We start from the raw sequence: 24,104 nt of genomic DNA on the forward strand, positions 1-24,104 counted from the left end.
TAAAGGATGTGTCTATATTGCAAGCTGTAACTGTACAAGGGAAAAACAAAGTCAAAGTCAAGAAGATGAAGGCCCCTGAGATTCAGGAAGGCACCGATATGATCATACGGGTCACCTCCACCGCAATATGCGGTTCGGATCTGCACCTGTTCCGTAAAAGCATGCCGATTACTAACGATTACATCATCGGCCACGAGCCCATGGGTATCGTAGAAGAAGTGGGACCGGGCGTTAAGAACAGGAAAGTCGGGGACCGCGTTGTCATCCCTTTCAACATCGGATGCGGGGATTGCCATTTCTGTAATAACCAAATGGAGAGCCAGTGCGACAATTCCAATCCGCATCTCGACACAGGAGCATACTTCGGATTTGGGGAAGTGTTCGGCGACTATCCCGGCGGACAGGCGGAGTATTTGCGCGTCCCTTATGCGGACTTCACTTCATTCCTCGTTCCGGAAGACAGCGAGCTTGAAGATGAGAGCCTCCTGTTCCTGTCGGACGTCATGCCGACAGCTTACTGGAGCGTGGACCACAGCGGCGTTAAAGAGGGCGACACGGTCGTTGTCCTCGGATCCGGCCCAATCGGCCTGATGACCCAGAAGTTTGCATGGATGAAAGGTGCGAGCCGCGTGATTGCCATCGACCATAACCAGGTGAGGCTCGATCATGCGAGACGCACGAACAACGTTGAAGCATACAACTATAAGGAAATCAGCAATATCGGCGACTATGTCCATGAAATTACAAAAGGCGGCGCCGAAGTGGTCATCGACTGTGTCGGCATGGACGGCGAGATCACCACTAAAGACCGCATCAAAACACTTGGCGGCCAGATCGGCACCATCGATCCAATCATTCTGGCGGCAAGGATGGTGAAGAAGTTCGGCACCATCCAGCTGACGGGAATATACGGCGCACCGGGAACAGGTTATCCGCTGCACCGCATCTTCTCACGTAATATAACTGTCAAAGCCGGGCAGGCACCGGTCATCCATTATATGCCGGAGCTCTATGAAATGGTGAAGGAAGGGAAGATCGACCCGACTGACATCATCACCCATAACGTGCCGCTCAAGAAAGCGGAAAAAATGTATAACATCTTCAACAATCATGACGACGGCTGCATCAAAGTCGTCATGAAACCATAATTTAAACAGAAAGATAAAACCCGTGCCGGGACTCCCGGCACGGGTTTTATCATCATTCCGTCAATGTCACATTGCGGAAATCAGGTTTGATGAAATCGTCTATATACAGGCCTTCCACTTCACTTCTGTATGCATTCATGCTGATGCTCTCGTTGAAGTAGATCGCCGGTGCGTCTTCCACAAGTATTGCCTGTGCTTCTTCGTATATTTCGGCACGCGCTTCTTCATCACTTTCCGCACGTCCCGCTTCAAGCAGCGCATCAAGTTCCGGGTTGTCATAAAATGTACGGTTGCCTCCGGCACCGTGCATGCTCGAATGGAACAGCGGCCAGAGTGCCTGGTCGGGATCCCCTGTGAAGTTCGGCCATCCCAGAAGGAATATGTCGTGCTCTCCGGAGGAGGCCTCTTCGAGATAAGTCCCCCATTCAATCTGCTCCACAGTCGCATTGATATTGAGGTGAGCGAGTGCTTCCTGCAGGTAGATCGCCGTGTCCACCCTTTCCGGTGCATCGTTGGTGATGATGCTGAGTTCGAAGCCATCTTCATGGCCCGCCTCTTCCATCAGCCTTTGTGCTTCCTCCAGATCGTATTCGAATTCCGCGTTGTCTGCCGTGTGTCCGGCCATGCCTTCAATCAGCGGGCCGTCAGGCACTCTGCCCATATCATTGTATATACCCGCCATGATTTCATCCCTGTCCACCGCGTGCGAGATGGCCTGCCTGACCCGCACATCGTCGAGCGGTTCCTTTTGGGTGTTGAACCCGATGAAATTGATAGCCACACTCGAATTATTGTAAGCTTCCGTTTCCGGGTGGTTTTCTATCCTTTCGACATTGCTTGAATCATAGCCGAATATCACATGTGACGTGCCCGTTTCAAGTTCGGCCATCCTTGCACCTGTTTCAGCAACAATCTTGAAAGTGATGGTATCCAGGTGCATCGGCCCCTGCCAGTAGTCTTCGTTTTTCGCAAGTACAATGCTTTCCCCCGGTGTCCTCGACTCGAACTTCGCATAGTTCGTGCCGACAGGGTTTTGGTCCACCACGGAACCGAGTTCTTCGGAGATCTCATCAGCCGCTTCTTCAAACCCTTCCCCGCCGTCTTCGCGCAGTGCGTAATATTCCTCAACTGAATATCCGGCGCCTGAATTTTCAATCGCCTGTCTGTAGTCTTCATCTATGACCTCTTTACTGATCATACCGCCGCCGTCATGCGTCAGATGATTGAGCAGCGGCGCAAACGGATACTCCGTTGTGATTTCCACCGTGTATTCATCGAGAACCTCAACTTCCGAGATCATTTCGAAAAGGCTCAGCCTTGGAGAAGCCACAGCGGGATCGGTCAGCCTGTCGAGGTTCGCTTTGACGACTTCGGCATTGAATTCGCTGCCGTCATGGAAAGGCACACCTTCCCGCAGTTCGAATTGCCATGTCAGATCGTCCACCTGCTCCCAATCTTCAGCGAGCAGCGGTTCAATCTCAAAGTTTTCGTCCTGAGTGACAAGACCTTCGTAAATCGTGTTCCTCACCTGGTCCGAATACAATTCATTGCTGGCATGCGGATCGAGGGACACGATGTCATTGCCTGTGGATATGACCAGGTCCCCGCCTGCTTCAGCCTCACCCGCTTCTGCTTTGCCTGCACCTTCCTTCGCGACCTCACTGTCATCGCTGCATGCTGAAAGGACCATGACAAGTCCCATAAGCAATGTGAATTTCATTATGTATTTCATCTAAAAACCTCCTCAATTTTTAATTCCTATCCCTTTACCAGGAATTATTTCCTATTGTAACACTATGAATTAGAAATTGTAAACGCCTTTTCTTGTTTTATTAGTACATTATTAGTTACATTTTAAGTTATTCCAAGGCACTTTGTGATTTAATTCTCCTTATTTAACGTTGCTATTATGCATTCGAAAATGTATTATTATTTAATAGCTATATTATAAGTATAGTTTTCACACTATTCCTAAATTTCTATGATAAGGGGGTCTCTTGAATGGCGGTCGCTTCTAAAGAGAGGGTTCGGGATACTAAGCCCGTAAACCCGCGTATCAAAAGTTTTAAAGAGTTTTTCAAACGGCTTAGAAAGAATAAGTCAGCCCTGATCGGTTTTTATGTACTGGCGTTTTTATTACTTGTATCGATTTTCGGTGCAATAGATGCCAACTACAATTTACTCGGTGTCAATTCGAATGCCACGAGTCTGACGGAAAAACTGGAGGGTCCTTCAGCTGCACACTGGTTTGGGACGGATCATCTCGGCAGGGATATCTTCTTCCGTATACTTCATGGTATGTACATAACACTCGGTGTGGGCTTTGCAGCTACGTTCATGGGGGCAATTGTCGGTGTACCTCTCGGGATCATCGCAGGTTACTACGGTGGATGGTTGGATACCATCATCATGCGTGTAATGGATGTACTGCTTGCATTCCCGGGCATACTGCTTGCGCTTGCAATCGTTTCTGTCCTCGGTGGCAGCACGATCAACGTCACCATTGCCATCGCAATCGGTTCATTGCCGCAGTTCGCCCGTATCGTCCGTGGTTCCACCCTGACCACGAAAAAACTTGAGTATGTCGATGCAATACGTGCACTCGGTGCAAGGGACGGCAAAATCATATTCCAGCACATCCTGCCGAACATCATGTCGCCGATCATCGTCAACACGACACTGTTCATCGCTTCTGCAATTCTTTCTGCAGCAGGACTTTCATTCCTTGGGCTTGGTGTACAGCCACCGACACCTGAATGGGGTGCAATGTTGAACGATGGACGTAACTACATGTATCAGGCAGGCCATATCACTTTCTTCCCGGGTATGATGATTGTGATTGTAGTACTGGCCTTCAACTTATTTGGAGATGGATTGAGAGATGCAATTGATCCTAAACAGAAAAATTAGGAGGTAAATCATGACAACATTTATTATTAGACGTATTTTGCAGCTTATCCCTGTTCTGCTTGGGGTTTCGATACTTGTGTTCAGTCTGATGCACCTCACTCCAGGTAACCCGGCAGTCATCATGGCAGGTGAAAGTGCGCCTGAAGCAACCGTAAGGGCGATTGAACAGCGTTTAGGATTGAATGATCCACTGTATGTACAATATTGGAACTTCCTGACGAATGCTTTGCAGCTTGATTTTGGTACATCAATCAGAGATAACATCCCGGTGATGAACCATATCCAGGCAAGGTTCTTCATCACTTTGGAATTATCAATCTACTCGACAATCTTCAGCCTTGTCTTAGGTCTGCTTGCCGGTATCGTCTCAGCCGTCAGACGTTATTCTTTTTCTGATGTTGCACTTATGATCGTCACTCTGTTCGGCCTTTCAATGCCGAACTTCTGGCTCGGCCTCATGCTGATCCAGTGGTTTTCAATCGAACTCGGCTGGTTTGCACCGACCGGCTGGGGAAATCTTGATCAGATCGTCCTACCTGTCATTGCACTCGGTACAGCCGGTGCAGCAATCATTGCACGTATGACACGGAGTTCGATGCTGGATGTCATCAATCAGGATTATATACGTACTGCACGTGCCAAAGGTGTGAAGGAACGTGTGGTAATTTTCCGTCACGCACTTAAGAATGCTTTAATTCCGGTCGTGACCGTTGTCGGTCTGCAATTCGGCTACTTGCTTGCCGGTTCAGTGCTGACAGAGAGTGTATTCGCAATCAACGGCCTCGGCAGACTGATCATCGATTCAATCCTGCAGAGGGACTTCCCTGTAGTGCAGGGTGCTGTTCTTGTGATTGCCGTCACTTTCGTCTTCGTCAACCTGCTGGTTGATATTTCTTACAGAATGCTGAACAAGCGTGTGGACCTAAACTAGGTAGGGAGTGACAAAAATGTCAGATAACATACTTGATGTAAATGATTTAAAAACTTCCTTCTTCGTTGAAGGAAATGAGATAAAAGCAGTTGACGGTGTCACCTTTAACGTGCCGAAGGGAAAAACGCTCGGCATTGTCGGAGAGTCCGGTTCAGGTAAAAGTATCACCGCACTGTCGATTTTGAAGTTGATAGAAGATCCGGGTAAGATTGTGGGTGGCAGCATCAGCTTTAAAGGTGAGGAACTCACCACAGCCAAAGAATCGCGAATGAGGCAGATCAGGGGTAATGAAATCTCCATGATCTTCCAGGAACCGATGACTTCCCTGAATCCGGTATATACAGTCGGGCAGCAGCTTCGGGAGTCATTCAAAATACATCAGGGCCTCGGCAAGAAGGAAGGCACGAAACGTTCTATCGAGATGCTTGAACTTGTCGGCATCCCTTCCCCGGATAAACGTGTAGACCAATATCCTTACGAACTTTCCGGCGGGATGAGGCAGCGTGTGATGATTGCCATAGCCCTCGCCTGTAAGCCTGAACTGCTCATCGCCGATGAGCCGACGACGGCACTTGATGTGACCATACAGGCACAGATCCTTGAACTGATCAAAGAGCTTCAGGAGGAAATCGGCATGAGTGTCGTAATGATCACCCATGACCTCGGCGTCGTTGCTGAGACATGTGACTACGTTGCGGTCATGTACTGCGGAAAGGTCGTTGAATTCGCGGATGTCGAGTCTCTATTCGAAAATCCGCGCCACCCTTATACTGTCGGCCTGCTGAACTCACTGCCGCGCCATGATATCGATCAGGATGAACTGATCCCGATCAAAGGCAACGTTCCGGCGCCCGATGAAATGCCGTCAGGCTGCCGCTTTGCACCAAGATGCCCGTTTGCCAGCGACATCTGCGCAACACTGCCGGACCTCGAAACACAGGAGGACGGCAACGATGTCAGATGCTGGATCTACACTGATGAATGGGATGGAGAGGAGGTAAACGTATATGACAAAGAACACTCTTCTTGAAGTTGAAGGTCTGAAGCAGTACTTCCCGATAAAGGGCGGTTTCCTCGGACGCACGGTCAACCATGTCAAGGCGGTGGATGACATCAGCTTCCATATCAATGAAGGCGAGACGGTCTCCGTCGTCGGCGAATCCGGCTGCGGGAAATCGACTACCGGCCGGGCGATACTCCGCCTTGATGAGCCGACTGAAGGCAAAGTCACCTTCCAGGGCACGGATGTCCTTGCCTTGAGCAAATCGGAAATGCGCAAGATGCGCAGTGATATGCAGATCATCTTCCAGGATCCGTATGCATCACTCAACCCGAGGAAAACCGTGAAAATGACTTTGATAGAAGCGATGACGATACAAAACATCGGAGAACCCAAGGAAAGGGAGCAGCGTGCACTCGAAATCATGGAAACCGTCGGCCTTCAAAAGCACCAGATCGACCGGTTCCCGCATGAATTCTCAGGCGGCCAGCGCCAGCGTATCGGCATCGCCCGTGCGCTTGCAGTGAATCCGAAGCTGATCATCGCAGACGAGGCGGTCAGTGCCCTGGACGTATCAATCCAGGCGCAGGTATTGAACCTGCTGCAGAGGCTGCAGCGTGAAATGGGGCTCACGTACCTGTTCATCGCTCACGACCTCGGTGTCGTAAGGCACATCTCGGACAGGATCATCGTCATGTATCTCGGTAAAATCGTCGAGATGGGGGATACGAAGAGCATCTTCGACAACCCGCAGCACCCTTATACAAAGGCGCTGCTTTCGGCAATCCCTGTACCGGATCCGAAGAATAAGAGCGAACGCATCTTCCTCCGCGGGGACGTACCGTCACCGATCGATCCGCCGTCAGGCTGCCGATTCCATACAAGGTGCCCGTTCGCAACAGATAAGTGCAGAACGGAAATACCGGTCCTTGAACACAAGGATGAAACATATGCAGGACAGCATGACGTTGCATGCCATTATGCAATCGATATCCAGGAAGGCAGACACAAGCCGACCCATGAGATGAAGAATGTACGCAAAGTGCTCGACGAAGAAGGCCAGGATATCGCTGAAACTAAAGAAGAATTGAATCAACGTTAAAAAAATCGCACTTGGCTCCCATGAGCCAAGTGCGATTTTTCATTTAGAATACGAATGCATCCAGCAGGAACCAGATGATCAGAAGTACATAGATCACGAAGTTGAATGCCGAACTCGCAAAAAAAGCAAGCAGCGAACCGACTGCCGCCCTGAAGGCTGCATTGATGTCCTTTGTTGATATGAATTCAAGCGCCAGGACAAATACGAACGGGACGAATATGACGCCGAACGGCGGGTAGATGAACATACCGACGATGACCCCGATGATCGCTGCGGCCTCGCTCTTCTTCGAACCTCCGTACTTCTTGACGAAATAGCTGTTCGCGACCAAATCACTGACAAACACAAGCGCGGTCAAAACTGCCGCGACCAGCCAGAACATCCAGGTCAGTGTCTCACTGTTTATCAGGAAGTGATAAATCAAAAACCCGACCCAGAACACCACCACTGAAGGGATGACCGGTGCAATGACACCGACGAATCCGAGGATAAAACTGACTATGACCAGTATCCACCATAAAATCTCCATCAAACGACTCCTTCTTGAATATGAGTTTGCGTACCATCAGCATCACTTCATCCTAACAATATCCGGGAAAGCTTTGCAAGCGGAACTCCCCGGTGCTACATTTCAAAATTTTTGATATAGCTCTTCACGACTTTTATGAATGCTTCCACCTGCGGCAGTTCCATCACATTCTTATCGAATGAAATGTACGTATCCCGTGTGATCGGTTCTTCATCGACGATCACTTCCTCGATTTTGAACTGTTCCTTATCAAAGTCTTTGACGACGATTTCAGGCAGCACCGTGACACCCACACCTTCGAACAATAAAGCCCGGCATGTCGCGATCTGGTCGACACTGAACTGGGGTTCATACCTCCGGTTGAACCGCGTTTCAAAATACTTCTCGATCATCCTGATATAGACCGGCTCCGAAAAGAACTCGATTACCGGCGGGTTGTCCTGGCCGACGAGGCTTTTCGGTGTGACGAGGTAATGCCTGTCTGTAAAGAGCAGTTTATTTTCCTTGTTGAGCACCTGCCTGCCCCGGGTGATCGATATATGGTAATCTTTTGCATCATTGATGATCTGCGGGGATGAGCCGACCTGGATGTTGATGTTCACCCCGGCGTACAGCCGTGTATATTCCCTCAGGACACCTGCAAGGATCGTGCTGCCGATCAATGATGAGACGCCGAGGTTCAAATTGCCTTCCACCGCCCCTTCATGGGCCACGAGGTACTCCTTCAGCATGTTTTCATTTTCCACGACCTTCTGGGCATGGCGGATGATCCGCTCCCCCGGTCCTGTGACGAACAATTCCCGCTTCGTCCGGATGAAGATCTCCACGCCCCACTCCTCTTCGATCGATTTCAGCCTCTGGCTGACCGCCGGCTGGGAGATGAACAGCCTTTCGGCGGCCTGCCTCAACGTTTTAGCTTCATACAGAGTGACGAGTAATTTATAATCATCCACTTTCATTTAATCACCTTTTCTTCCTATATAAGAAAATCTTATCATAGTTTGCCTCTTCGAGTAACTCTTAAGGAATCGGGTATATGTAATCTACATTTGATTGAGGAGGTATTTTATGAATAATGAAAAGAAATACGAAGCAGTCAATGAGCAGGTCGAAGGTTATACACAGGACGGGCAGCCCGGCATAGAAAAGGACATGGACCCGAAACCCGTCATCATCGCCGATGATTATAAAGGCAGTGGAAAGCTGGAAGGCAAAGTGGCATTGATCACTGGCGGGGATTCTGGGATCGGCCGCTCGGTCGCCGTCCACTTCGCAAAAGAAGGGGCGGACATCGCACTGTTATATCTTGAAGAGGAAGAAGAAGATGCGCAGTATGTAAAGATGCTCGCTGAAAAGGAGAACGTCAAGTGCCTGCTGTACAGCGGGAATATCAATGATGCAGATTTCAGGAAAGAGACGGTAAATGATGTCGTCTCCACTCTTGGTACCATCAACATCCTTGTGAATAATGCCGGTGTGCAATATCCGAAAAAAGATTTCCTCGATATCACCGAAGATAATCTGCGGGAAACTTTTGAAACCAACATCATCAGCATGATCCTGCTCACGCAGGAAGTCTTCCCTCACCTGGAGGAAGGGGATTCGATCATCAACTCCACGAGCGTCACGGCATATAAAGGCTCCCCGATCTTCATCGACTACTCATCGACGAAAGGCGCAATCACTTCATTCACAAGGTCGCTCGCCCAAAACCTCGCACCGCAGAAGATACGCGTGAACGCAGTGGCACCGGGGCCGATCTATACCCCGCTCATTCCTGCCACATTCGACGCTGAACATGTGGATCAGCACGGTGAGGATACACCGATGGAAAGGCGTGGCCAGCCGGCTGAGCTCGGACCGTCATACGTCTTCCTTGCAGCGCAGGATTCAAGCTATATGACAGGTGAAGTGCTCCATGTGAACGGCGGCGACTTCACGGCAAGTTAAATATAACCTCCAGGGGCAGCCCGCGGGCTGCCCTTTACTTTATATTTTTCCGCAGTTCCCCGAGGCAGTGCGCCGCAAGTTCTACAAACTGCCCGAAGTCCCGCTCGATCTCATCCATGATGTGCTGTGCCACGGCGTAGGCCTCATCCTTGTCCTTCTCTGTAATCTTTTTATTCTTCAGGGCACGCTGTATATCCTTCTCATCGACGAGCTCATACTGTCCGTCCGGGAGTGCGAGCACGTCCAGGTAAATGTCTTTCCGCCTTGCGTTGCCCGGTTCCAGGTAATGTGCCATATTGACATCGAAGTAGTACTGCAGCACGTGCCAGTTGTCATCATACATGACGGTGATGCTGTACTTCCGTTCTTTCGGCAGTATCTGCAGCCATTTATAATCTTTATCGACGACTTTCACCGATTTGTCCACGACCGGGACGACGAGAGGGGAGCGTATCTTCTTCATGTAGATGAGGCCGGCCAGGAACTCTTCACCATTGAAGCGGGTCAGCACTTCATCATATGTAGAGTCCAATAAACGGCGCCACCCGCGTTTATCCAAATATTTCATTTTCATGGCTCTCATCTCCTTCATTACATTATACATAATAAGCAAAAGAAAAGTGAAGAAATACGCAATGTCGAAAAGCCTCCACTTCACCCTCCCCTGCGCATCATAATGATGTAAAATGATGGTATACCGACAGAGGTGAATACATATGGTCAAATCAATAAAAATCGTCTTACAGATCACAATATTGTACATACTGTACCAGGCCGGGGAATGGCTTTCCGAAACGTTTCAGCTGGCCCTCCCCGGGAGCGTCATCGGGATGATGCTGCTGATTCTCCTGCTTTTCACACAGGTGATCAGAATCGAATGGATCGGGGATGGTGCGGGTTTCATGGTGAAATATCTGCCTTTCTTCTTCATCCCGTCCACTCTCGGCATCATGCAGTATTACGGCATATTCCAGGGGAGGGGCTTCATGCTGGTCATCATCGTCCTTGTGAGCACCGTGCTCGTGATGGCCGTCTCCGGGCTGATCGGCCATTTATCCGGCGGCAGGGAGGGTCAGCCATGAACATTCTCGCAGCCTCGGGCATAATCGCAATGACCATCTTAGTATACCGGTTGTCGCTCTATATACACCGGAAGGCGGAAAGCCCCTTCACCCTGCCCATTTTATCATCAACGGTCATCCTCATCATTTTCCTGGCCGTTTTTGACATCCCGTATGAACAATACATGATCGGCGGTGAGTGGATCAATCAGCTGCTCGGGCCTGCCGTCGTCGCCCTTGCCTATCCGCTCTATATACACCGTAAAGTCATGGTGAAGCTTGCAGTGCCGCTCTTCACCGGTACTTTGGCCGGTGCTTTCATCGGCGTCGTATCGGGAGTTTCCATGGCGAAATGGACTGGGTTCGGAACCGAGATACTATATGCCATTTCCGCCAAATCGGTGACGACGCCGGTTGCCGTGGTCATCACCGAATCACTCGGCGGCATCACATCACTTGCAGCCGTGATGGTCATGATCGCCGGCATCGGGGGCGCAGTCATGCACAAATATGTCTTCAAAGTGTTCGGCATCACCTCTCATCTCGGACGCGGCATGGGGATGGGTGCTGCATCCCATGCGATAGGCACAGCCGAAGTGATGAAGGACAGCCAGCTCGAAGGCTCGATCAGCACCGTCGCGATGGTGGCGAGCGCGATCATCGTCTCCCTCATCACACCGCTGATTGTCTCATGGTTCGTTTGAACTCAACCGCTGCAGATCAGGAAAGCACAAGAAGGCCCGGGACATTTGTCCCGGGCCTTCCTGCTCACTCCACCCCGACGATGAAGTGGGTATATTCAGCGGCATCCGCTTCAATATCGTCTGTGCCTTCATACGGGTAGTAATTCAGATTGGTATAGATGATCACCCTTCCGCTTCCGGCATTGAGCGCACCATCATCCACGGCGTCCATCACTTCTGTCCGCCCGTCTTCCCCGAGTGCCTCGAGATCGTATTTCAAGGCGAGTTCCTCAAACGGTAACCTCCGGTAATCTTCATAAAATTCATCATCCGGTCCGATTTCATACGCATAGACTTCCTCTGCACCGGCGAGGGAGATGAATTCACTGATATCCTGTTCTTCTGAAATACGTGACAGCACTGCTGGATGGTAGAGCAGCACCTTGCCGTAGATCCATTCATTGAACCTGCCATTGCTGAATTCGAGTTCGGCATTGATGATATGCTCTGATGCGAACCTGTTCAACTCGGTGCCGGCATCCGCCGTCTTCTGGGACCCTTCCTTATATTCGCTGATGAAGCGTTCCATCTCCCGGCCATCCTCAATCAATAAAGCGCTGCCCCCGGAAGCCATCAATGACAGCTGCACCAGATCGCGGTCATCCTCAATATTATATATCAGGTCCTGGGCCCGCGTCTGACCGGCCGTATTCAGTTCTGTCAGAAGACTTTCAGCCTCTTCGCCTTCCGGATAATGGTCGAACGAGCGGTGTACCATACTGCCGTCCTTCATCCGGTAAGTGACTTCAAATATCCTGTATTCTTCCAGACTGTGCCTCGGCACTTTATTGTCCGCCGCATATTGATGCGCCTGTGTGACATCACTGATATATGCAGGGTCGTCCATCATCAGGAAATTCTCACTCATGATGTCATTTTGCGGGACGTATCCGGAAAATATCCCGGCCTCTGCAGCATCGACCATGACCGCTTCAACTTCATCCACAGGAGGCACGTAGTTTGAATACATATTCCATCCGGCATAGAATACCGCCATGAACACGACTGCACTGCCGGCGGAGATCAGGAAGCGCCTGACTTTGAAGCGGATCTTGACCGTGCTCTGGAAGAACATTTCCACCAGGATGAAGGAAACGAACCAGGCGAAAATGAATGCGATGACCCGTACAATATTTCCTGCGGCAAAAATCAATCCGACGACATTTCCCAGTATGAGCATGCCGACGATCACAATGAGGACCGACAGGATCAATCGCACAGGGTGGTAGGTGAAGTTCAAGTTCACATATTCATTCTGCCTTCTCGCATAGAGGATATAGGAAAGAATGAAAGCAAGGAGTGCCACCCCCGCCCATATGACCCACTTCATCCAGGAGATCGGCTCATATATCTGCATGACGGCGAATATCGGAAACGTATTCTCGACGACAGGTGTGAGCAGGTCATCATCCATCACGCCCTGGAACAGGGAGATGCCGTCGAACATCGTGCTTGCTGTGCTCGTCGCTGCAGCCCACAGTGCAAGCGGCAGGAAGAATATGATGATGACGAGCTGCAGGTGAATGAACAGATGATTCGTGAAAAAGCCTGTGAACACCGTGATGATGAAAACTGTCACCATCACGGCAATGCTGTAGACGAGCCAGGAAAGGACATCAAGTGCCGCCAGTTCAAAAGCGAGGGCAAACCTTTCCACCATCAGAATCGCAGCAATCAGGCCCGTCGATATGATGATCGATGAAATGCCGATGATGAATACGCTCGTCAGCACCGTCACCCTTTTGACCGGCAGGCTGTGGATGAAGTCAGAAACGCTTTCCTGGTTTTTGAAGTTCATCGAAAACAATCCAAGACCGGCCGCATATATCATGCCGAAAACCAGATGCACAGACGCAAGGTTCTCGAAGACAGCCGCATCATACAAATACGACGCATCCGTCATGCTGAGGGAGAAGATCCACAGGCTGAGGGGCAGGACGATCAGGGACATCATCATATACAGGACGGTGATCCAGAATGTCTGGACGGTGAAATGCCTGAGCAATGTGCTATTCCACAATAATGTTGGAGATTTCATATCCCTTTTCCCCCATTTCATAAGTGAATATCTCTTCCAGGGTGAGCGGCAGGATATCATACATCAGGGGATCATACTTCGTCACTTTCCGCTCGACTGCTGTAAGATCGCCTTTGATGATGCAGGTGGCCACCCGCCCCCTGAGATTTTTGTGAACGGCACCGATGTCTTTATAGAAATTTTCATCCGGCAGCATTTTGAAGGCAATCTGGAGCTTGCAGTGGGTGCCCTTGATCTCATTCAAATCCCTGTTGAATAAAATCTCTCCGTTGTGCATGATGGACACCGAATCACACAAATCCTCCATCTCCCGAAGATTATGGCTGGATGCGATGACGGTCATATTATGGTTCGCGATGTCCTGCATCATGATATTTTTGACCTGGTTCCTCATGATCGGATCCAGCCCGTCAAAAGGTTCATCCAGCAGCATCACTTTGGGCCGCGCCGACATCGCCAGTATGAATGAAGCCTGACGCTTCATCCCTTTGGATAATGCATTCAGCGGCTGATCCGGATCCAGGTTGAAATGCCCGACGAGCTGGTGGAAACGTCTTTCGGACCAGTTGGCATACAGCCCCTTATAAAACACCGCCATCTTCTCCAAAGTTGCCGAGGAAAAGAAATACGGCACATCCTGGATGAAGATCACATCCGACTTCACCCGGGTGTTCTCGAACACCGCTTCGCCGCCGTACAGCACTTCCCCCGCCTCGGGCCTGTAAATGCCGGCCATGACTTTCATGAACGTCGTCTTCCCCGCTCCGTTCGAGCCGAGCAGGCCGTGCATCGTCCCTTCTTCAATGCTCATCGATACATTGTCCACGGCTTTCTTAGCACCAAAGGATTTATTGACGCCTTCGATGTTTATTTTCATTCGTCCCGCTCCTCCCCAATATCTTCTTTTGCCTGCTCCACTACATCTTTGATCTCCTCTACAGGCACATCGAGGTAGATCAATTCTTTTGCGGTACTCTCGAGATCTTCCATCAGCATTTCGATTTTGCCAGGGGTGGCCGCATGTTTCATATCACTGACGAAGTTCCCTTTGCCGGGGACCGAGTAGATATAACCTTCAGCCTCCAGTTCCCGGTACGCTTTTTGGATGGTGTTCGGGTTGATCGTCATCTCCTGTGCAAGCCGCCTGACAGACGGCAGCTTCTCACCGGTCTCAAGCACGTTTTGGATGATCAGCATCCTGATATGGTCGACGAGCTGTTCATATATCGGCACCCTGCTTTTGAAATCAATATTGAACAAGATCATCCCTCCCCAACTGTATTACTTATTATAATACAGTTGGTACAGTAAAATTACAATAGAAAATACTCAGATCCTGTAAAAAATAAAAAAACACGGAAACCTGATACGGTTCCGTGTTAAATGAACTTCCTTATAATGATGCGCTGGCACCGCCGTCGATGTTCACGGCAACGCCTGTAATGTATGAGGCGAGTTCCGAACATAAAAATGTGATCACATTCGCCGCTTCCTCCGTTTCACCGACGCGTCCAAGCGGGATGTCGTCCCGGCCGGTTGTCGCAAATTCCTCCCAGCTCATCTCAGGTGCCTCTGCCTTCCACATCTTCTCCACCTGATCGCTGCGTATCAGGCCGATGCATACGGCGTTGACCCGGATGCCGTACGGGCCGAGGTCTTTGCTCATGGCTTTCGTCATCGCAAGCCCCGCGCTTCTCGATACGGATGTCGGCAGTGTGCCGGCACCCGGGTTCTTCCCCGCCACAGCGGTGAGGTTCAGAATGGCACCGCCATTCTCCTTCAGATGCGGCAGGGCAGCTTTCGACGTTTTGACTGCCGACAGCACTTTCAGATCGAGATCGCCCTGCCAGTCATTGACCTCAACTTCTTCAAAGCTTTCCGCAAAGGCACCGCCTGCGTTATTGACGAGCACGTCGAGGCGGCCGAATCTTTCAATGACCGCGTTGATGATATTCTCTCCCGCATCATCCCCGGTCACGTCCTGGACGACATAGTCGACCTCACCGTGAGCACCGAGTGACTCCTTCGCCGCAGCAAGATCTTCTTCACCCCTTGCCACAAGCATCACCTTCGCGCCGAGCTTCAACATTTCCAGAGCCGTCTGTCTGCCGATCCCTTTGCTGGAACCCGTGATTACGGCCACCTTGCCTTCATAACCAAAATCCATCATATATCCCCCTAATATGTGCTTATTTAAAAGTTATCATTACGGAAGCTTCTTTTGAAGCTTTATGACTCCAGATTCACATTGTGGTAGACGTTCGACACATCCTCAAGGTCCTCAAGTGCATCGATCAGCACTTCGAACTGCTCACGTGCCTCCCCGTCAAGTGAGACTTCATTCTGTGCAATCATCGACTGTTCCGCCACTTCATATTCGGAGACGCCCATTTCATCGAGGGCACTTTTGATCTCATGAAAACTTTGCGGATCGCCATAGACGACCGTGAAATCATTTTCCACCGTCACATCATTCACGTCCACGTCATTTTCCATCAGCTGCATCAGCACCGTCTCACTGTCGAAATCACTGAAGACGAAGACCGAAACAGGATCGAACATATAGCTGACCGCACCGCTCACGCCCATGTTGCCGCCGTTTTTCCCGAACGCGGCACGCACATCCGAAGCCGTCCTGTTCACATTATCGGTGAGGGCATCCACAATGATCATCGAACCGTCCGGCCCGAAACCTTCATAACGGCGCTCATCGAAAGTCTCCTCACCGCCGCCCTTCGCCTTGTCGATCGCCTTATCGACGATATGCTTCGGCACGGAGTATGTCTTGGCACGTTCCAGAACTGTCTTCAATGCCTGATTGCTTTCCGGATCCGGCTCGCCTTTACGGGCGGCCACATAGATTTCACGCCCGAATTTTGCATATATGCGGCTCGTATTTTGATCTTTCTGTGCTTTCTTTTCTTTAATGTTATTCCATTTCCTGCCCATCTCTTTCCTCTTCCTTCACTAAAATTATCATCTGCCCGGAGTCACCTTCTGTTGCCGAAACGGCGGTAAAGCTGGAGCATCCTCTTTATGATGAGGAGCAGGTCCATGAACAGATTGAACCCCATGACACGCGCATTCCTATACTTCCTGTTCTTCATCCGGTTGAAGTCATACATTGTATAGCCTATATACAATAATAAACCAAAAACCGTGATTCCAAAAGCCAGCCAGTCCAGCCCGACGAAGAAGTTCACGATGGTTGCCAGTATCAAAACCAGCAGACCGGCGAATAAATAACGCCCCCAGGAGGAGATGTCCTTCAGGAGGAAATAGCCTGTGATGCCAAAGATGACAAACACTATTACTGATATGAGGACAACCTGATAGAATATTCTCTCATCAAATTGATTGATGAAACCTTCAAAGGTTCCGTATGAAACCAGACCGATCAGTATCGCATATATATGACTGATTACAGGTCCTGACCTGTTAAACCCTCTGACAAAGAGGGATATCATGATAATGATGAATATGGTCATGGACAAGGTCGGGCGCCACTCCGGCGGCAGAAACTGCCCGAAATAAGTTGCGATTCCAAAAATTATCCAATAATACATGAAAAATAACCAGACTCTTCCGTGATCTTTAATCATTTCCTCACTCCTAAATTTCCGACAGCTTTTTATATACCCTAAGTTTACTAAATTATTCTTTTTACACCACCAATGTGACGTGAAACACCTTAATATTTTAATTGTGTTACATTTTCATTACATTCATCATTTTGATATTACTTTTTGGTATCATACGTTATATCAAAAACAGCATACAAGTGTCAGTCACATACATATATATAATACAATTCATTCTACGGAGGATCACCATTCATGAAAAAAGTACTAACAGCTTTGACCGCAACTGCAGCGATTTCTACATATGCATTTGCCCAAGATGCAGAAGCATCTACACATAGTGTGAAAAGCGGGGACACACTCTGGTCCATCGCCCAAAAGAATAACGTGACGGTTTCACAGTTGAAATCATGGAACAACTTATCATCCAACCTGATTTTCGTGAATCAGAATCTGAAAGTTTCCAATTCGGACAGCAGCTCATCAAGCAGCTCAAACACTTCTTCAAGCTCAAGCAATACCTCAAACGCTTCTTCAAACACAAGCAGCTCAACAGGCAGCAATTCAACCGGCGGTACATACAGAGTGAAATCCGGCGATACTTTGAGCAGCATTGCACGCGCCCACGGCATGAATTACAGAACTTTGATGGAAATCAACAACATCTCCGGACACATCATCCATCCGGGACAGACTTTGAAGCTGAGTGCCGGTTCAACCAGTACTTCTTCAAGCTCAAGCAATACTTCAAGCTCGGCTGCATCATCAAATACGAGCAGCTCATCAAGCAGCTCAAACACTTCTTCAAGTTCAAACAGCACTGCAACCGGCGGTACATATACGGTGAAATCCGGTGATTCCCTGAGCAGGATTGCGAGCGCACATGGTACAAACTACAGGACTTTGATGAACATCAATAACCTTTCCAGCACGATCATCTACCCGGGACAGACTTTGAAGCTGAGCGCCGATTCAAGCAACTCATCTTCAAACTCGACTGCAACATCGAACACAAGCAGTTCATCTGCTTCCAGTTCAAGCACTTCATCCGATTCAAGCTACAAAGCACCTGCTTCACCGGGCAACGTTTCATGGGGCACGAACTGGTACTACTGGGGAGACTGCACATGGTATGCCTTCGAACGCCGTAAAGAGCTCGGCAAACCTGTAGGCAACAACTGGGGCAACGCCACGAACTGGGCAGGCCACGCAAGATCTGCCGGCTACACTGTAAACAACAGGCCATCCGTCGGCGCGATCATCCAGGCGCATGCATGGACGAACAATGCATGGGGCATGGGACATGTCGGTGTGGTCGAAAGGGTCAATCCGGACGGATCGATCCTCATCTCCGAGATGAACTTCGGCGGCGGCCAGGGCGTCAAAGCTTTCAGGACACTGAGCGCATCACAGGCTGCAAATCACAACTTCATCCATTAATCATACAGAAAAGAACCAATTTGGGCGACCCAAATTGGTTCTTTTTCATTGATCCTCTTCATGGCTGTTGATGATCATTTCCACTTGATAGATCCTGTTCACGAGCGCCTGGACCGGTGCCTGGGTGAACAGATAAACACCCCATGGCAGGTTCGGCTCGAAGTCATGCAATGCCATGATGAACTCCTCATTGGTGCCGAGCTGCCTGAACTCAAGACGCGCCACTTTATTCGGCTGTTCCTTGGTCAAAAGTCCGCCCGTAATATGATAAATTTCTATATCGTCCACGCTGGCCTCTGCATCATATGACGCAATGAGTATCGGCCGGTCCAGATTGGATATATATACTTTAAATTCATTTCCGTCGAGCGCCACATTGACCAGGCCGTGCAGTATTTCATCCAGCCACCGGAAATAGTAATTCGCCACCTGCTTCACCGACCACCCCTGAGGGAGGGGCGCTTTCTGGATGCTCCGCACATTGTTATAGTCGGAAGCCTTATAAGACAAATTCTTGCCATACCGCTTCACCGGCGTCTCGGTCACCATCGCAGGTGTACCGTATGCACCAAGCACTTTTACGGTCTCGCCCGAACTGATTTCATCCGCGACGTAAATGATCTGCTCAACACCATTCAGGGCCGATGCCCGCGCTATATTATCCGCGATGAGTGAATAGATATCATAAAATTTCCCCTGGGTCATCCTGTTCAGCCGCATGATCGGGTCTTCAAAAAATATGACGATATCCATCCCTTCCAGCGCTTCTTCCACTTCGGAGAGTAAGAACAGGTCCTTTTTCAATAAAGTGATGTCGAGCCCCTCGTCCGACTGGTTCGGTGCCGAGAAGGCGAAAAGGTTATAATCGTCCTTCAGCTGCCTGTATAGGTTTTTCCCAATCCTGCCGCTGATTCCCATCAATAAGACGTTTTTCAAAAAGCAACATCCTTTCCGAAGTTAATTCCGAGCCATATACCTGCCGTCCAGTGTCAGTATGATGATCAGCATCACCATTAAAATGAGGCTGATGAAGACGAACGGCAGATCGAAGTATGTGGTGAATATTCCTGATGAATACGATCCGGCCACCGAGCCGACCGAAAAGAACGCGTAAAATATGCCGTTCGCTTTTCCGCGTTCGTATATCTCGGTATTTTCAGCAATGAGCTTGTTCATGGATGGGAAAATGAGGGCGAAGCCGGTCCCGTAAAAGATCATCACGAAGAGGACCAGCAGCTGATGCGGTGCAAAGTGCAGCACCAGCATACCGATGCTCACTATGAAGATCCCAATCATCACAAGCTTCATCGACCTCACTTTGGTGTATATCACATTGAGCCGCGTGCCGAAGATGATGATGGCCGTCAGCCCGAATATCGAGAGCATCATGCCGGTGATATGGTCTTCAAGTCCAAGCGAGCCGATCTTGATCGGCAGGCCGAAAGCGAGTGATCCATTGGCGATCATCAGCGTGAACGACGAGATGTACGCCGCAATCAGAGCAGGCCGTGACAAAAGTGTCCTGTAGCTTGTCGTATTATGGAAAGTCCGCTCTTCTTTGGTCGTACTTTCCCTGATTGTGAATATGACGAGCAGTATGCCGACGATATAAATGCAGCCCAGCACAAAGTACACCGTCTGATAAGCGGCAAGGCTTGAAATGATGCCGCCGAGTGCCGGTCCGAGCACTGCCGCGGAGCCGATGGATACACCCGTCAATGCCATGGAGCGGCCCATCGCCTCACGGCGGCTCAAGTCCGCAACCAGGCTGAAAGCGACCGGTGTCAGCATGCCGGCCGAAAAGCCGTGGATGATCCTGAGTGCGAGCAGCGCATTGACCGAGTCGATCAGCGAATAGGACATCAATGCAACGATGTTCACTGCCATTCCGGTGATGAGTACATTACGGCGGCCGATCTTATCCGAAAAATATCCGCCTGAAACGTTGCCGATCAGATTGAAGAAGGAGTATGTAGCAACCACCACACCCGCAGCATATTCCGTTGCCCCGAGCGACAGTGCAAAGGGGGTGATGATCGGCAGTTCTATAAAAAGATCCAAAAAGCATATGAACACGACGACAAATAATAGTTTATTCATGAATTCCACTCTCTATGCATGTTGACATTCATCATCCATTATAGCTGATTTTTTCTTTCATGTATTTCAAAACGCTTGTTCGAAAAATAAAAAGCCCGGGGATTCCAATCCCTGGGCTTAAAAGATTTACGCTTTGTTGAGCCTCTGTTCGACTGCATCGATGATTGCAGAGACGGCACCGTCCCCTGTGATGTTTGCAGCCGTACCGAAGCTGTCCTGTGCCATATACAGTGCAATCATGAATGCAACAGCCGCTTCATTGAAGCCGAGGTTGACCATGAGCACCCCGCTCGCCGCCATGATCGCGCCGCCCGGTACACCCGGAGCCGCAATCATCACTACGCCGAGCAGCATGATTGTGCCGAGGATCTCAAAGAACCCGGGCATGCTGTACTCAGGCAGGACCGTCATGACAGCGATCGAACAGCTGATGATGGTGATCGTGCTTCCGGCCAGGTGGATGTTGGCACACAACGGTACGACAAAGTCCGCAATCCGGTTGCGTATGCCATTCTCCTTGACCTGCTTCAGCGTCACCGGAATCGTCGCCGCACTGCTCATCGTACCGAGGGCCGTAAAGTAGGCCGGCAGCATCGTCTTGATCAGCGAAAACGGATTTCTGCCGATCAGTATACCCGCAATCGTATACTGTATCGTAATCCATATCCAATGGAGCAGGACCGCAACAAGCAGCACGACCCCAAAGACTGCAACCGTGTCGAACACCGTACCGCTGGCCGCCATCCCGACAAACACACCTGCGATATAGAACGGCAGGATATTGATGATCACTTTCTCAATGATGTATTCCGTGATGACCTTCCCGTCATCCACCCATTTCCGCATGGTGTCCGTCTTCGTCACCGTGATCACGATGCCGAGTGCGAAAGCCAGTACAAGTGCGGATAGGATATCCAGCACCGGCGGGATTTCAAATTCAAAAAACGGCGCGAGTCCTTCACCTTCTTCAGGAACTGAACCGCCGCCCGTGACAAGCGGCATGATGAGGACTGCGACAAAATATGCAAGCAGCCCCGCACCGAGCGTCGATATGTATGCCACACCGAGGGTTGCTCCGACAACCTTGCCGGATCCGCCCGTAATTCGTGAAATCCCCGATGCGATGAAGAACAGGATGATGAATGGAATCGTGAAGAATATGACCGATCCGAGGATCGTCTCCACTGTGATGAACAGCCTTGCGAGCAACTCCAGGAATGTACCGCCCACCGCATAATAAAGCGAGCCGACCGTGATGCCAATGACGATTGCGGCAAGCAGCCTGATGATCAATTTCATAATTTCTTCCCCCTTGTTTGATTTCATATACTATTATACATTTATGCAAACTTAAAATATATAAAAATACAGATATTTATGAAAAGGTTTTCATTCAGGAATCTTCTTCCTCGAACACTTTTTCATAAGCGACATACCAGTCATCCAGATTCTCATCCAGGTTCAGCTTCCCCTTGAATTCGAACTCATTCTTCTCGAACTGATACTGCATCTTTTCATTTTCAAGCGATGTATCCGTATGGATGCCCTTGATGCCCTTCTCCACCAGCATGTCCTCGATCTCTGCCATCATCTTCGCCGAGATTCCTTTCCCCTGGTGAGCCGGATCCACAGCCATCCTGTGCAGAGCGCGCGAATCCGCACGCGTCAGCTCCCACGGGATGTCATCGTACGGGTAGGGATGCTCGTTATCCACCACCGCAAAACCTTTGACGTGCCCGTCAGTCTCATAGACGTAGAGCGTCCGTGCCTGCAGGTCCTCCCTGAACCTCTCGAGATTCGGATATTCCTCCGACCACTGCGTGTTGCCGGATTCGATCATGAGCGGCACCACACGCTCTTTTATTTCCATGATTCTCGGCAGGTCCGCTTCCGTCGCTTTTCTCAGTCCCATCGTGTTCACTCCATGTTTTCTGATGTCAATCTACTTTTTTCATTATTCATATTGTATAATGTATTTAACATTTATAACAGAGGGGATTTGTAATATGTTCAAATTTGATAAAGGCACCGTTCCTTATCACATCTCTAACCTTGTATTTTATGTGTTCACGCTTGCCGTACTCGGCCTCATATACTATTATGCGTTCCTGCCGCCGATACTGGAAGTGACGACGGCGGAGTTCTTCGCCAATTTCGGCATCGGGGAAGCCGTGGGCGCATTCTTCTTCCTGATCGTCATCCTGATACCGCTGCTCGTATTATTCGGTGCAGTCTATCACCTGTATAAGCTCATCACCCACGGCAGGGATCGCAAAACAGCTGCAGAATGATGGATGAGGAATTGAAAAGAGGCGCAGACATATTGTCTGCGCCTCTTCTTTCATCTGTTGGTGATCGTCTCAGGGTTCATATCATGCTCCATCAGCCTGTGATCGGCCATCTTTTCGTATTTCGTCCCCGCCCTGCCGTAATTGCAGTACGGGTCGATTGAGATGCCGCCGCGCGGTGTGAATTTCCCCCATACTTCAATATACCTCGGGTCCATCAGCTCGATCAGGTCGTCCATGATCATATTGACGCTGGACTCATGGAAGCCGCCGTGGTTCCTGTAACTGAACAGGTAAAGCTTCAGTGATTTCGATTCCACCATCTTCACATCCGGTATGTACGAAATGTAAATCGTCGCAAAATCCGGCTGGTTCGTTATCGGGCACAGCGTCGTGAATTCCGGACAGTTGAACTTCACGAAATAATCACGGTCCGGGAATTTATTGTCGAATGTCTCAAGCACACCTGGATCATAGTCGAACGCATACTTCACGTCCTCGTTGCCGAGCAGCGTCAAATCCTTTGTATTTTCATTTGTCATCATAATCTTCACCTTTCAAAATAAAAAACCATGTACCTGAGGGCACATGGCGTGTCTCAGTTTTTTATAGAGGGTTGTTTGCTAAGAACCTCTTCATTCAATTGCTGTCCTGCACTTCCTGCAATGCACGGATGTAATCTTCCGTGCGCATTGCACCCGGCAGTGCATATTCACCGTTGACCACGATGAACGGCACACCCTGCACGCCGATGTCCTTCGCTTCATTCTGATCGGCATAGATCAAATCCTTGTACAAATCACTTTCAAGCATATCCCTCACCGCTTCCGCTTCAAGCCCGGCATCTTCCGCGATTTCAAGCAGTACACTGTGGTCTGCGGTATTTCTGCCTTCTTCAAAATATGCAGTGTAGAGCCTCTGCAGCACTGCGCTGTCTTTATTCTCAGCGGCGGCGAACTTGATAAGCCTGTGGGCATCCATCGTGTTCGAAGGGACGACGCCGTCCATATTGAATGTGATGCCCGATTCTTTGCCCTGAACAACCAGCTGTTCGAGCATTTCATCGACTTCAGATCCGGATTTACCATACTTTCCGGCAAGTTCCTCCTTCATTGTGAAGTCGGGGACTGCCGGGGCCGTCGGGTTCAGTCTGAAGCTTTTATACTCCACTTCAACTTCCGCATCCATTTCCTTGAGCGCCCGGTCCAGATTCGTCCTGCCGATATGGCAGTACGGACAGGCGATATCGAGCCAGATCAGCAGCTTCATATGTCCACCTCCAT

General features: G+C 49.8%; 26 protein-coding genes. 10 read left to right on the plus strand and 16 right to left on the minus strand.

The window, feature by feature from the left end; translation table 11 throughout:
• Window positions 1-17 precede the first annotated feature (17 nt).
• Window positions 18-1,148, plus strand: a complete 1,131-nt coding sequence (locus LPW40_RS12945) for an alcohol dehydrogenase catalytic domain-containing protein (protein WP_230822662.1) — start codon at window positions 18-20, stop codon at window positions 1,146-1,148.
• Between the two features lie 52 nt (window positions 1,149-1,200).
• Here LPW40_RS12945 and LPW40_RS12950 read toward each other — a convergent pair whose 3' ends face one another.
• On the minus strand, window positions 1,201-2,880 hold the full coding sequence (locus tag LPW40_RS12950; RefSeq protein ID WP_230822663.1) for a glutathione ABC transporter substrate-binding protein: 1,680 nt from the start codon (window positions 2,878-2,880) through the stop codon (window positions 1,201-1,203).
• A gap of 269 nt (window positions 2,881-3,149) precedes the next feature.
• On the opposite strand from LPW40_RS12950, the gene LPW40_RS12955 reads away from it, so the two are divergent.
• From LPW40_RS12955 to LPW40_RS12970, 4 genes are read left to right on the plus strand one after another with little or no spacing between them, the layout of a single operon-like run.
• Complete coding sequence (locus LPW40_RS12955; protein WP_230822664.1) at window positions 3,150-4,058, plus strand: ABC transporter permease; 909 nt, start codon at window positions 3,150-3,152, stop codon at window positions 4,056-4,058.
• 10 nt (window positions 4,059-4,068) lie between these two features.
• Window positions 4,069-4,989: an ABC transporter permease gene (locus LPW40_RS12960; protein WP_230822665.1), complete on the plus strand. Its 921-nt coding sequence runs from the start codon at window positions 4,069-4,071 to the stop codon at window positions 4,987-4,989.
• Between the two features lie 16 nt (window positions 4,990-5,005).
• Window positions 5,006-6,019, plus strand: coding sequence for an ABC transporter ATP-binding protein (locus LPW40_RS12965; protein ID WP_230822666.1), 1,014 nt, complete (start codon window positions 5,006-5,008; stop codon window positions 6,017-6,019).
• On the plus strand, window positions 5,997-7,091 hold the full coding sequence (locus tag LPW40_RS12970) for an ABC transporter ATP-binding protein (protein WP_230822667.1): 1,095 nt from the start codon (window positions 5,997-5,999) through the stop codon (window positions 7,089-7,091). Before LPW40_RS12965 ends, LPW40_RS12970 begins: the two co-directional genes overlap by 23 nt.
• 43 nt (window positions 7,092-7,134) lie before the next feature.
• Here LPW40_RS12970 and LPW40_RS12975 read toward each other — a convergent pair whose 3' ends face one another.
• Both LPW40_RS12975 and LPW40_RS12980 read right to left on the minus strand, forming a co-directional pair.
• Window positions 7,135-7,620, minus strand: coding sequence for a DUF456 domain-containing protein (locus LPW40_RS12975; protein WP_230822668.1), 486 nt, complete (start codon window positions 7,618-7,620; stop codon window positions 7,135-7,137).
• Window positions 7,621-7,715: 95 nt separating this feature from the next.
• Window positions 7,716-8,579: a LysR family transcriptional regulator gene (locus LPW40_RS12980; protein WP_230822669.1), complete on the minus strand. Its 864-nt coding sequence runs from the start codon at window positions 8,577-8,579 to the stop codon at window positions 7,716-7,718.
• Between the two features lie 109 nt (window positions 8,580-8,688).
• On the opposite strand from LPW40_RS12980, the gene LPW40_RS12985 reads away from it, so the two are divergent.
• Window positions 8,689-9,570 (plus strand): SDR family oxidoreductase, encoded by an 882-nt coding sequence (locus LPW40_RS12985; protein ID WP_230822670.1) that lies wholly within the window; start codon window positions 8,689-8,691, stop codon window positions 9,568-9,570.
• Between the two features lie 34 nt (window positions 9,571-9,604).
• Here the strand turns inward: LPW40_RS12985 and LPW40_RS12990 are convergent, their stop codons facing one another.
• Window positions 9,605-10,144 (minus strand): ribonuclease FAU-1 family protein, encoded by a 540-nt coding sequence (locus LPW40_RS12990; protein ID WP_230822671.1) that lies wholly within the window; start codon window positions 10,142-10,144, stop codon window positions 9,605-9,607.
• A 142-nt stretch (window positions 10,145-10,286) separates the two neighbouring features.
• On the opposite strand from LPW40_RS12990, the gene LPW40_RS12995 reads away from it, so the two are divergent.
• Both LPW40_RS12995 and LPW40_RS13000 read left to right on the plus strand, forming a co-directional pair.
• Complete coding sequence (locus LPW40_RS12995) at window positions 10,287-10,652, plus strand: CidA/LrgA family protein (protein ID WP_230822672.1); 366 nt, start codon at window positions 10,287-10,289, stop codon at window positions 10,650-10,652.
• Entirely contained in the window at window positions 10,649-11,335 is a 687-nt protein-coding gene (locus tag LPW40_RS13000) for an LrgB family protein (protein ID WP_230822673.1), read from the plus strand. Before LPW40_RS12995 ends, LPW40_RS13000 begins: the two co-directional genes overlap by 4 nt.
• A gap of 64 nt (window positions 11,336-11,399) precedes the next feature.
• Here the strand turns inward: LPW40_RS13000 and LPW40_RS13005 are convergent, their stop codons facing one another.
• The 6 genes from LPW40_RS13005 to LPW40_RS13030 form a co-directional block, all read right to left on the minus strand.
• Window positions 11,400-13,412, minus strand: a complete 2,013-nt coding sequence (locus LPW40_RS13005; protein WP_230822674.1) for a Sec62 family protein translocation protein — start codon at window positions 13,410-13,412, stop codon at window positions 11,400-11,402.
• Complete coding sequence (locus tag LPW40_RS13010; protein WP_230822675.1) at window positions 13,384-14,289, minus strand: ABC transporter ATP-binding protein; 906 nt, start codon at window positions 14,287-14,289, stop codon at window positions 13,384-13,386. Before LPW40_RS13010 ends, LPW40_RS13005 begins: the two co-directional genes overlap by 29 nt.
• A complete protein-coding gene (locus LPW40_RS13015) occupies window positions 14,286-14,672 on the minus strand; it encodes a GntR family transcriptional regulator (protein WP_230822676.1) in 387 nt (128 codons plus the stop codon). Before LPW40_RS13015 ends, LPW40_RS13010 begins: the two co-directional genes overlap by 4 nt.
• Window positions 14,673-14,805: 133 nt before the next feature.
• Window positions 14,806-15,579, minus strand: coding sequence for an SDR family NAD(P)-dependent oxidoreductase (locus LPW40_RS13020; protein ID WP_230822677.1), 774 nt, complete (start codon window positions 15,577-15,579; stop codon window positions 14,806-14,808).
• A 62-nt stretch (window positions 15,580-15,641) separates the two neighbouring features.
• A complete protein-coding gene (locus tag LPW40_RS13025) occupies window positions 15,642-16,361 on the minus strand; it encodes a YebC/PmpR family DNA-binding transcriptional regulator (protein ID WP_230822678.1) in 720 nt (239 codons plus the stop codon).
• Between the two features lie 41 nt (window positions 16,362-16,402).
• Window positions 16,403-17,014 (minus strand): Bax inhibitor-1/YccA family protein, encoded by a 612-nt coding sequence (locus LPW40_RS13030; RefSeq protein ID WP_269063335.1) that lies wholly within the window; start codon window positions 17,012-17,014, stop codon window positions 16,403-16,405.
• 234 nt (window positions 17,015-17,248) lie between these two features.
• Between LPW40_RS13030 and LPW40_RS13035 the strand changes: the two genes are divergently transcribed.
• Window positions 17,249-18,433 (plus strand): LysM peptidoglycan-binding domain-containing protein, encoded by a 1,185-nt coding sequence (locus tag LPW40_RS13035; RefSeq protein ID WP_230822680.1) that lies wholly within the window; start codon window positions 17,249-17,251, stop codon window positions 18,431-18,433.
• 45 nt (window positions 18,434-18,478) lie between these two features.
• Here the strand turns inward: LPW40_RS13035 and LPW40_RS13040 are convergent, their stop codons facing one another.
• From LPW40_RS13040 to LPW40_RS13055, 4 genes are all read right to left on the minus strand, one after another.
• Window positions 18,479-19,369: a Rossmann-fold NAD(P)-binding domain-containing protein gene (locus LPW40_RS13040; protein ID WP_230822681.1), complete on the minus strand. Its 891-nt coding sequence runs from the start codon at window positions 19,367-19,369 to the stop codon at window positions 18,479-18,481.
• 21 nt (window positions 19,370-19,390) lie between these two features.
• Window positions 19,391-20,533, minus strand: a complete 1,143-nt coding sequence (locus tag LPW40_RS13045; RefSeq protein ID WP_230822682.1) for an MFS transporter — start codon at window positions 20,531-20,533, stop codon at window positions 19,391-19,393.
• A gap of 126 nt (window positions 20,534-20,659) precedes the next feature.
• Entirely contained in the window at window positions 20,660-21,832 is a 1,173-nt protein-coding gene (locus LPW40_RS13050; RefSeq protein ID WP_230822683.1) for a dicarboxylate/amino acid:cation symporter, read from the minus strand.
• A gap of 94 nt (window positions 21,833-21,926) precedes the next feature.
• Entirely contained in the window at window positions 21,927-22,445 is a 519-nt protein-coding gene (locus LPW40_RS13055) for a GNAT family N-acetyltransferase (RefSeq protein ID WP_230822684.1), read from the minus strand.
• Window positions 22,446-22,539: 94 nt separating this feature from the next.
• Between LPW40_RS13055 and LPW40_RS13060 the strand changes: the two genes are divergently transcribed.
• Complete coding sequence (locus tag LPW40_RS13060) at window positions 22,540-22,824, plus strand: hypothetical protein (RefSeq protein ID WP_230822685.1); 285 nt, start codon at window positions 22,540-22,542, stop codon at window positions 22,822-22,824.
• A gap of 50 nt (window positions 22,825-22,874) precedes the next feature.
• Here the strand turns inward: LPW40_RS13060 and queF are convergent, their stop codons facing one another.
• Both queF and LPW40_RS13070 read right to left on the minus strand, forming a co-directional pair.
• Window positions 22,875-23,363, minus strand: coding sequence for a preQ(1) synthase (queF, locus tag LPW40_RS13065; RefSeq protein ID WP_230822686.1), 489 nt, complete (start codon window positions 23,361-23,363; stop codon window positions 22,875-22,877).
• 97 nt (window positions 23,364-23,460) lie between these two features.
• Window positions 23,461-24,090 carry a DsbA family oxidoreductase gene (locus LPW40_RS13070; protein ID WP_230822687.1) on the minus strand — a complete coding sequence of 210 codons (630 nt, stop codon included), beginning with the start codon at window positions 24,088-24,090 and terminating at the stop codon, window positions 23,461-23,463.
• Between the last annotated feature and the right edge of the window lie 14 nt (window positions 24,091-24,104).

Origin of the sequence: Salinicoccus halitifaciens (assembly GCF_021026095.1) — a bacterium.
Lineage (GTDB): Bacteria > Bacillota > Bacilli > Staphylococcales > Salinicoccaceae > Lacicoccus > Lacicoccus halitifaciens.

What these genes read in the sequence shown, in the direction of transcription:
- LPW40_RS12975 (WP_230822668.1), bottom strand. Translation starts at nt 7,620, where the DNA reads ATGGAGATTTTATGGTGGATACTGGTCATAGTCAGTTTTATCCTCGGA.
- LPW40_RS13005 (WP_230822674.1), bottom strand. Translation starts at nt 13,412, where the DNA reads ATGAAATCTCCAACATTATTGTGGAATAGCACATTGCTCAGGCATTTC.
- LPW40_RS12990 (WP_230822671.1), bottom strand. Translation starts at nt 10,144, where the DNA reads ATGAAAATGAAATATTTGGATAAACGCGGGTGGCGCCGTTTATTGGAC.
- LPW40_RS12950 (WP_230822663.1), bottom strand. Translation starts at nt 2,880, where the DNA reads ATGAAATACATAATGAAATTCACATTGCTTATGGGACTTGTCATGGTC.
- LPW40_RS13055 (WP_230822684.1), bottom strand. Translation starts at nt 22,445, where the DNA reads ATGGGACTGAGAAAAGCGACGGAAGCGGACCTGCCGAGAATCATGGAA.
- queF (WP_230822686.1), bottom strand. Translation starts at nt 23,363, where the DNA reads ATGACAAATGAAAATACAAAGGATTTGACGCTGCTCGGCAACGAGGAC.
- LPW40_RS13000 (WP_230822673.1), top strand. Translation starts at nt 10,649, where the DNA reads ATGAACATTCTCGCAGCCTCGGGCATAATCGCAATGACCATCTTAGTA.
- LPW40_RS12985 (WP_230822670.1), top strand. Translation starts at nt 8,689, where the DNA reads ATGAATAATGAAAAGAAATACGAAGCAGTCAATGAGCAGGTCGAAGGT.
- LPW40_RS13030 (WP_269063335.1), bottom strand. Translation starts at nt 17,014, where the DNA reads ATGATTAAAGATCACGGAAGAGTCTGGTTATTTTTCATGTATTATTGG.
- LPW40_RS12980 (WP_230822669.1), bottom strand. Translation starts at nt 8,579, where the DNA reads ATGAAAGTGGATGATTATAAATTACTCGTCACTCTGTATGAAGCTAAA.
- LPW40_RS13035 (WP_230822680.1), top strand. Translation starts at nt 17,249, where the DNA reads ATGAAAAAAGTACTAACAGCTTTGACCGCAACTGCAGCGATTTCTACA.
- LPW40_RS13020 (WP_230822677.1), bottom strand. Translation starts at nt 15,579, where the DNA reads ATGGATTTTGGTTATGAAGGCAAGGTGGCCGTAATCACGGGTTCCAGC.
- LPW40_RS13010 (WP_230822675.1), bottom strand. Translation starts at nt 14,289, where the DNA reads ATGAAAATAAACATCGAAGGCGTCAATAAATCCTTTGGTGCTAAGAAA.
- LPW40_RS13050 (WP_230822683.1), bottom strand. Translation starts at nt 21,832, where the DNA reads ATGAAATTGATCATCAGGCTGCTTGCCGCAATCGTCATTGGCATCACG.
- LPW40_RS13025 (WP_230822678.1), bottom strand. Translation starts at nt 16,361, where the DNA reads ATGGGCAGGAAATGGAATAACATTAAAGAAAAGAAAGCACAGAAAGAT.
- LPW40_RS12955 (WP_230822664.1), top strand. Translation starts at nt 3,150, where the DNA reads ATGGCGGTCGCTTCTAAAGAGAGGGTTCGGGATACTAAGCCCGTAAAC.
- LPW40_RS12970 (WP_230822667.1), top strand. Translation starts at nt 5,997, where the DNA reads ATGACAAAGAACACTCTTCTTGAAGTTGAAGGTCTGAAGCAGTACTTC.
- LPW40_RS12995 (WP_230822672.1), top strand. Translation starts at nt 10,287, where the DNA reads ATGGTCAAATCAATAAAAATCGTCTTACAGATCACAATATTGTACATA.
- LPW40_RS12960 (WP_230822665.1), top strand. Translation starts at nt 4,069, where the DNA reads ATGACAACATTTATTATTAGACGTATTTTGCAGCTTATCCCTGTTCTG.
- LPW40_RS13070 (WP_230822687.1), bottom strand. Translation starts at nt 24,090, where the DNA reads ATGAAGCTGCTGATCTGGCTCGATATCGCCTGTCCGTACTGCCATATC.
- LPW40_RS13060 (WP_230822685.1), top strand. Translation starts at nt 22,540, where the DNA reads ATGTTCAAATTTGATAAAGGCACCGTTCCTTATCACATCTCTAACCTT.
- LPW40_RS12965 (WP_230822666.1), top strand. Translation starts at nt 5,006, where the DNA reads ATGTCAGATAACATACTTGATGTAAATGATTTAAAAACTTCCTTCTTC.
- LPW40_RS13045 (WP_230822682.1), bottom strand. Translation starts at nt 20,533, where the DNA reads ATGAATAAACTATTATTTGTCGTCGTGTTCATATGCTTTTTGGATCTT.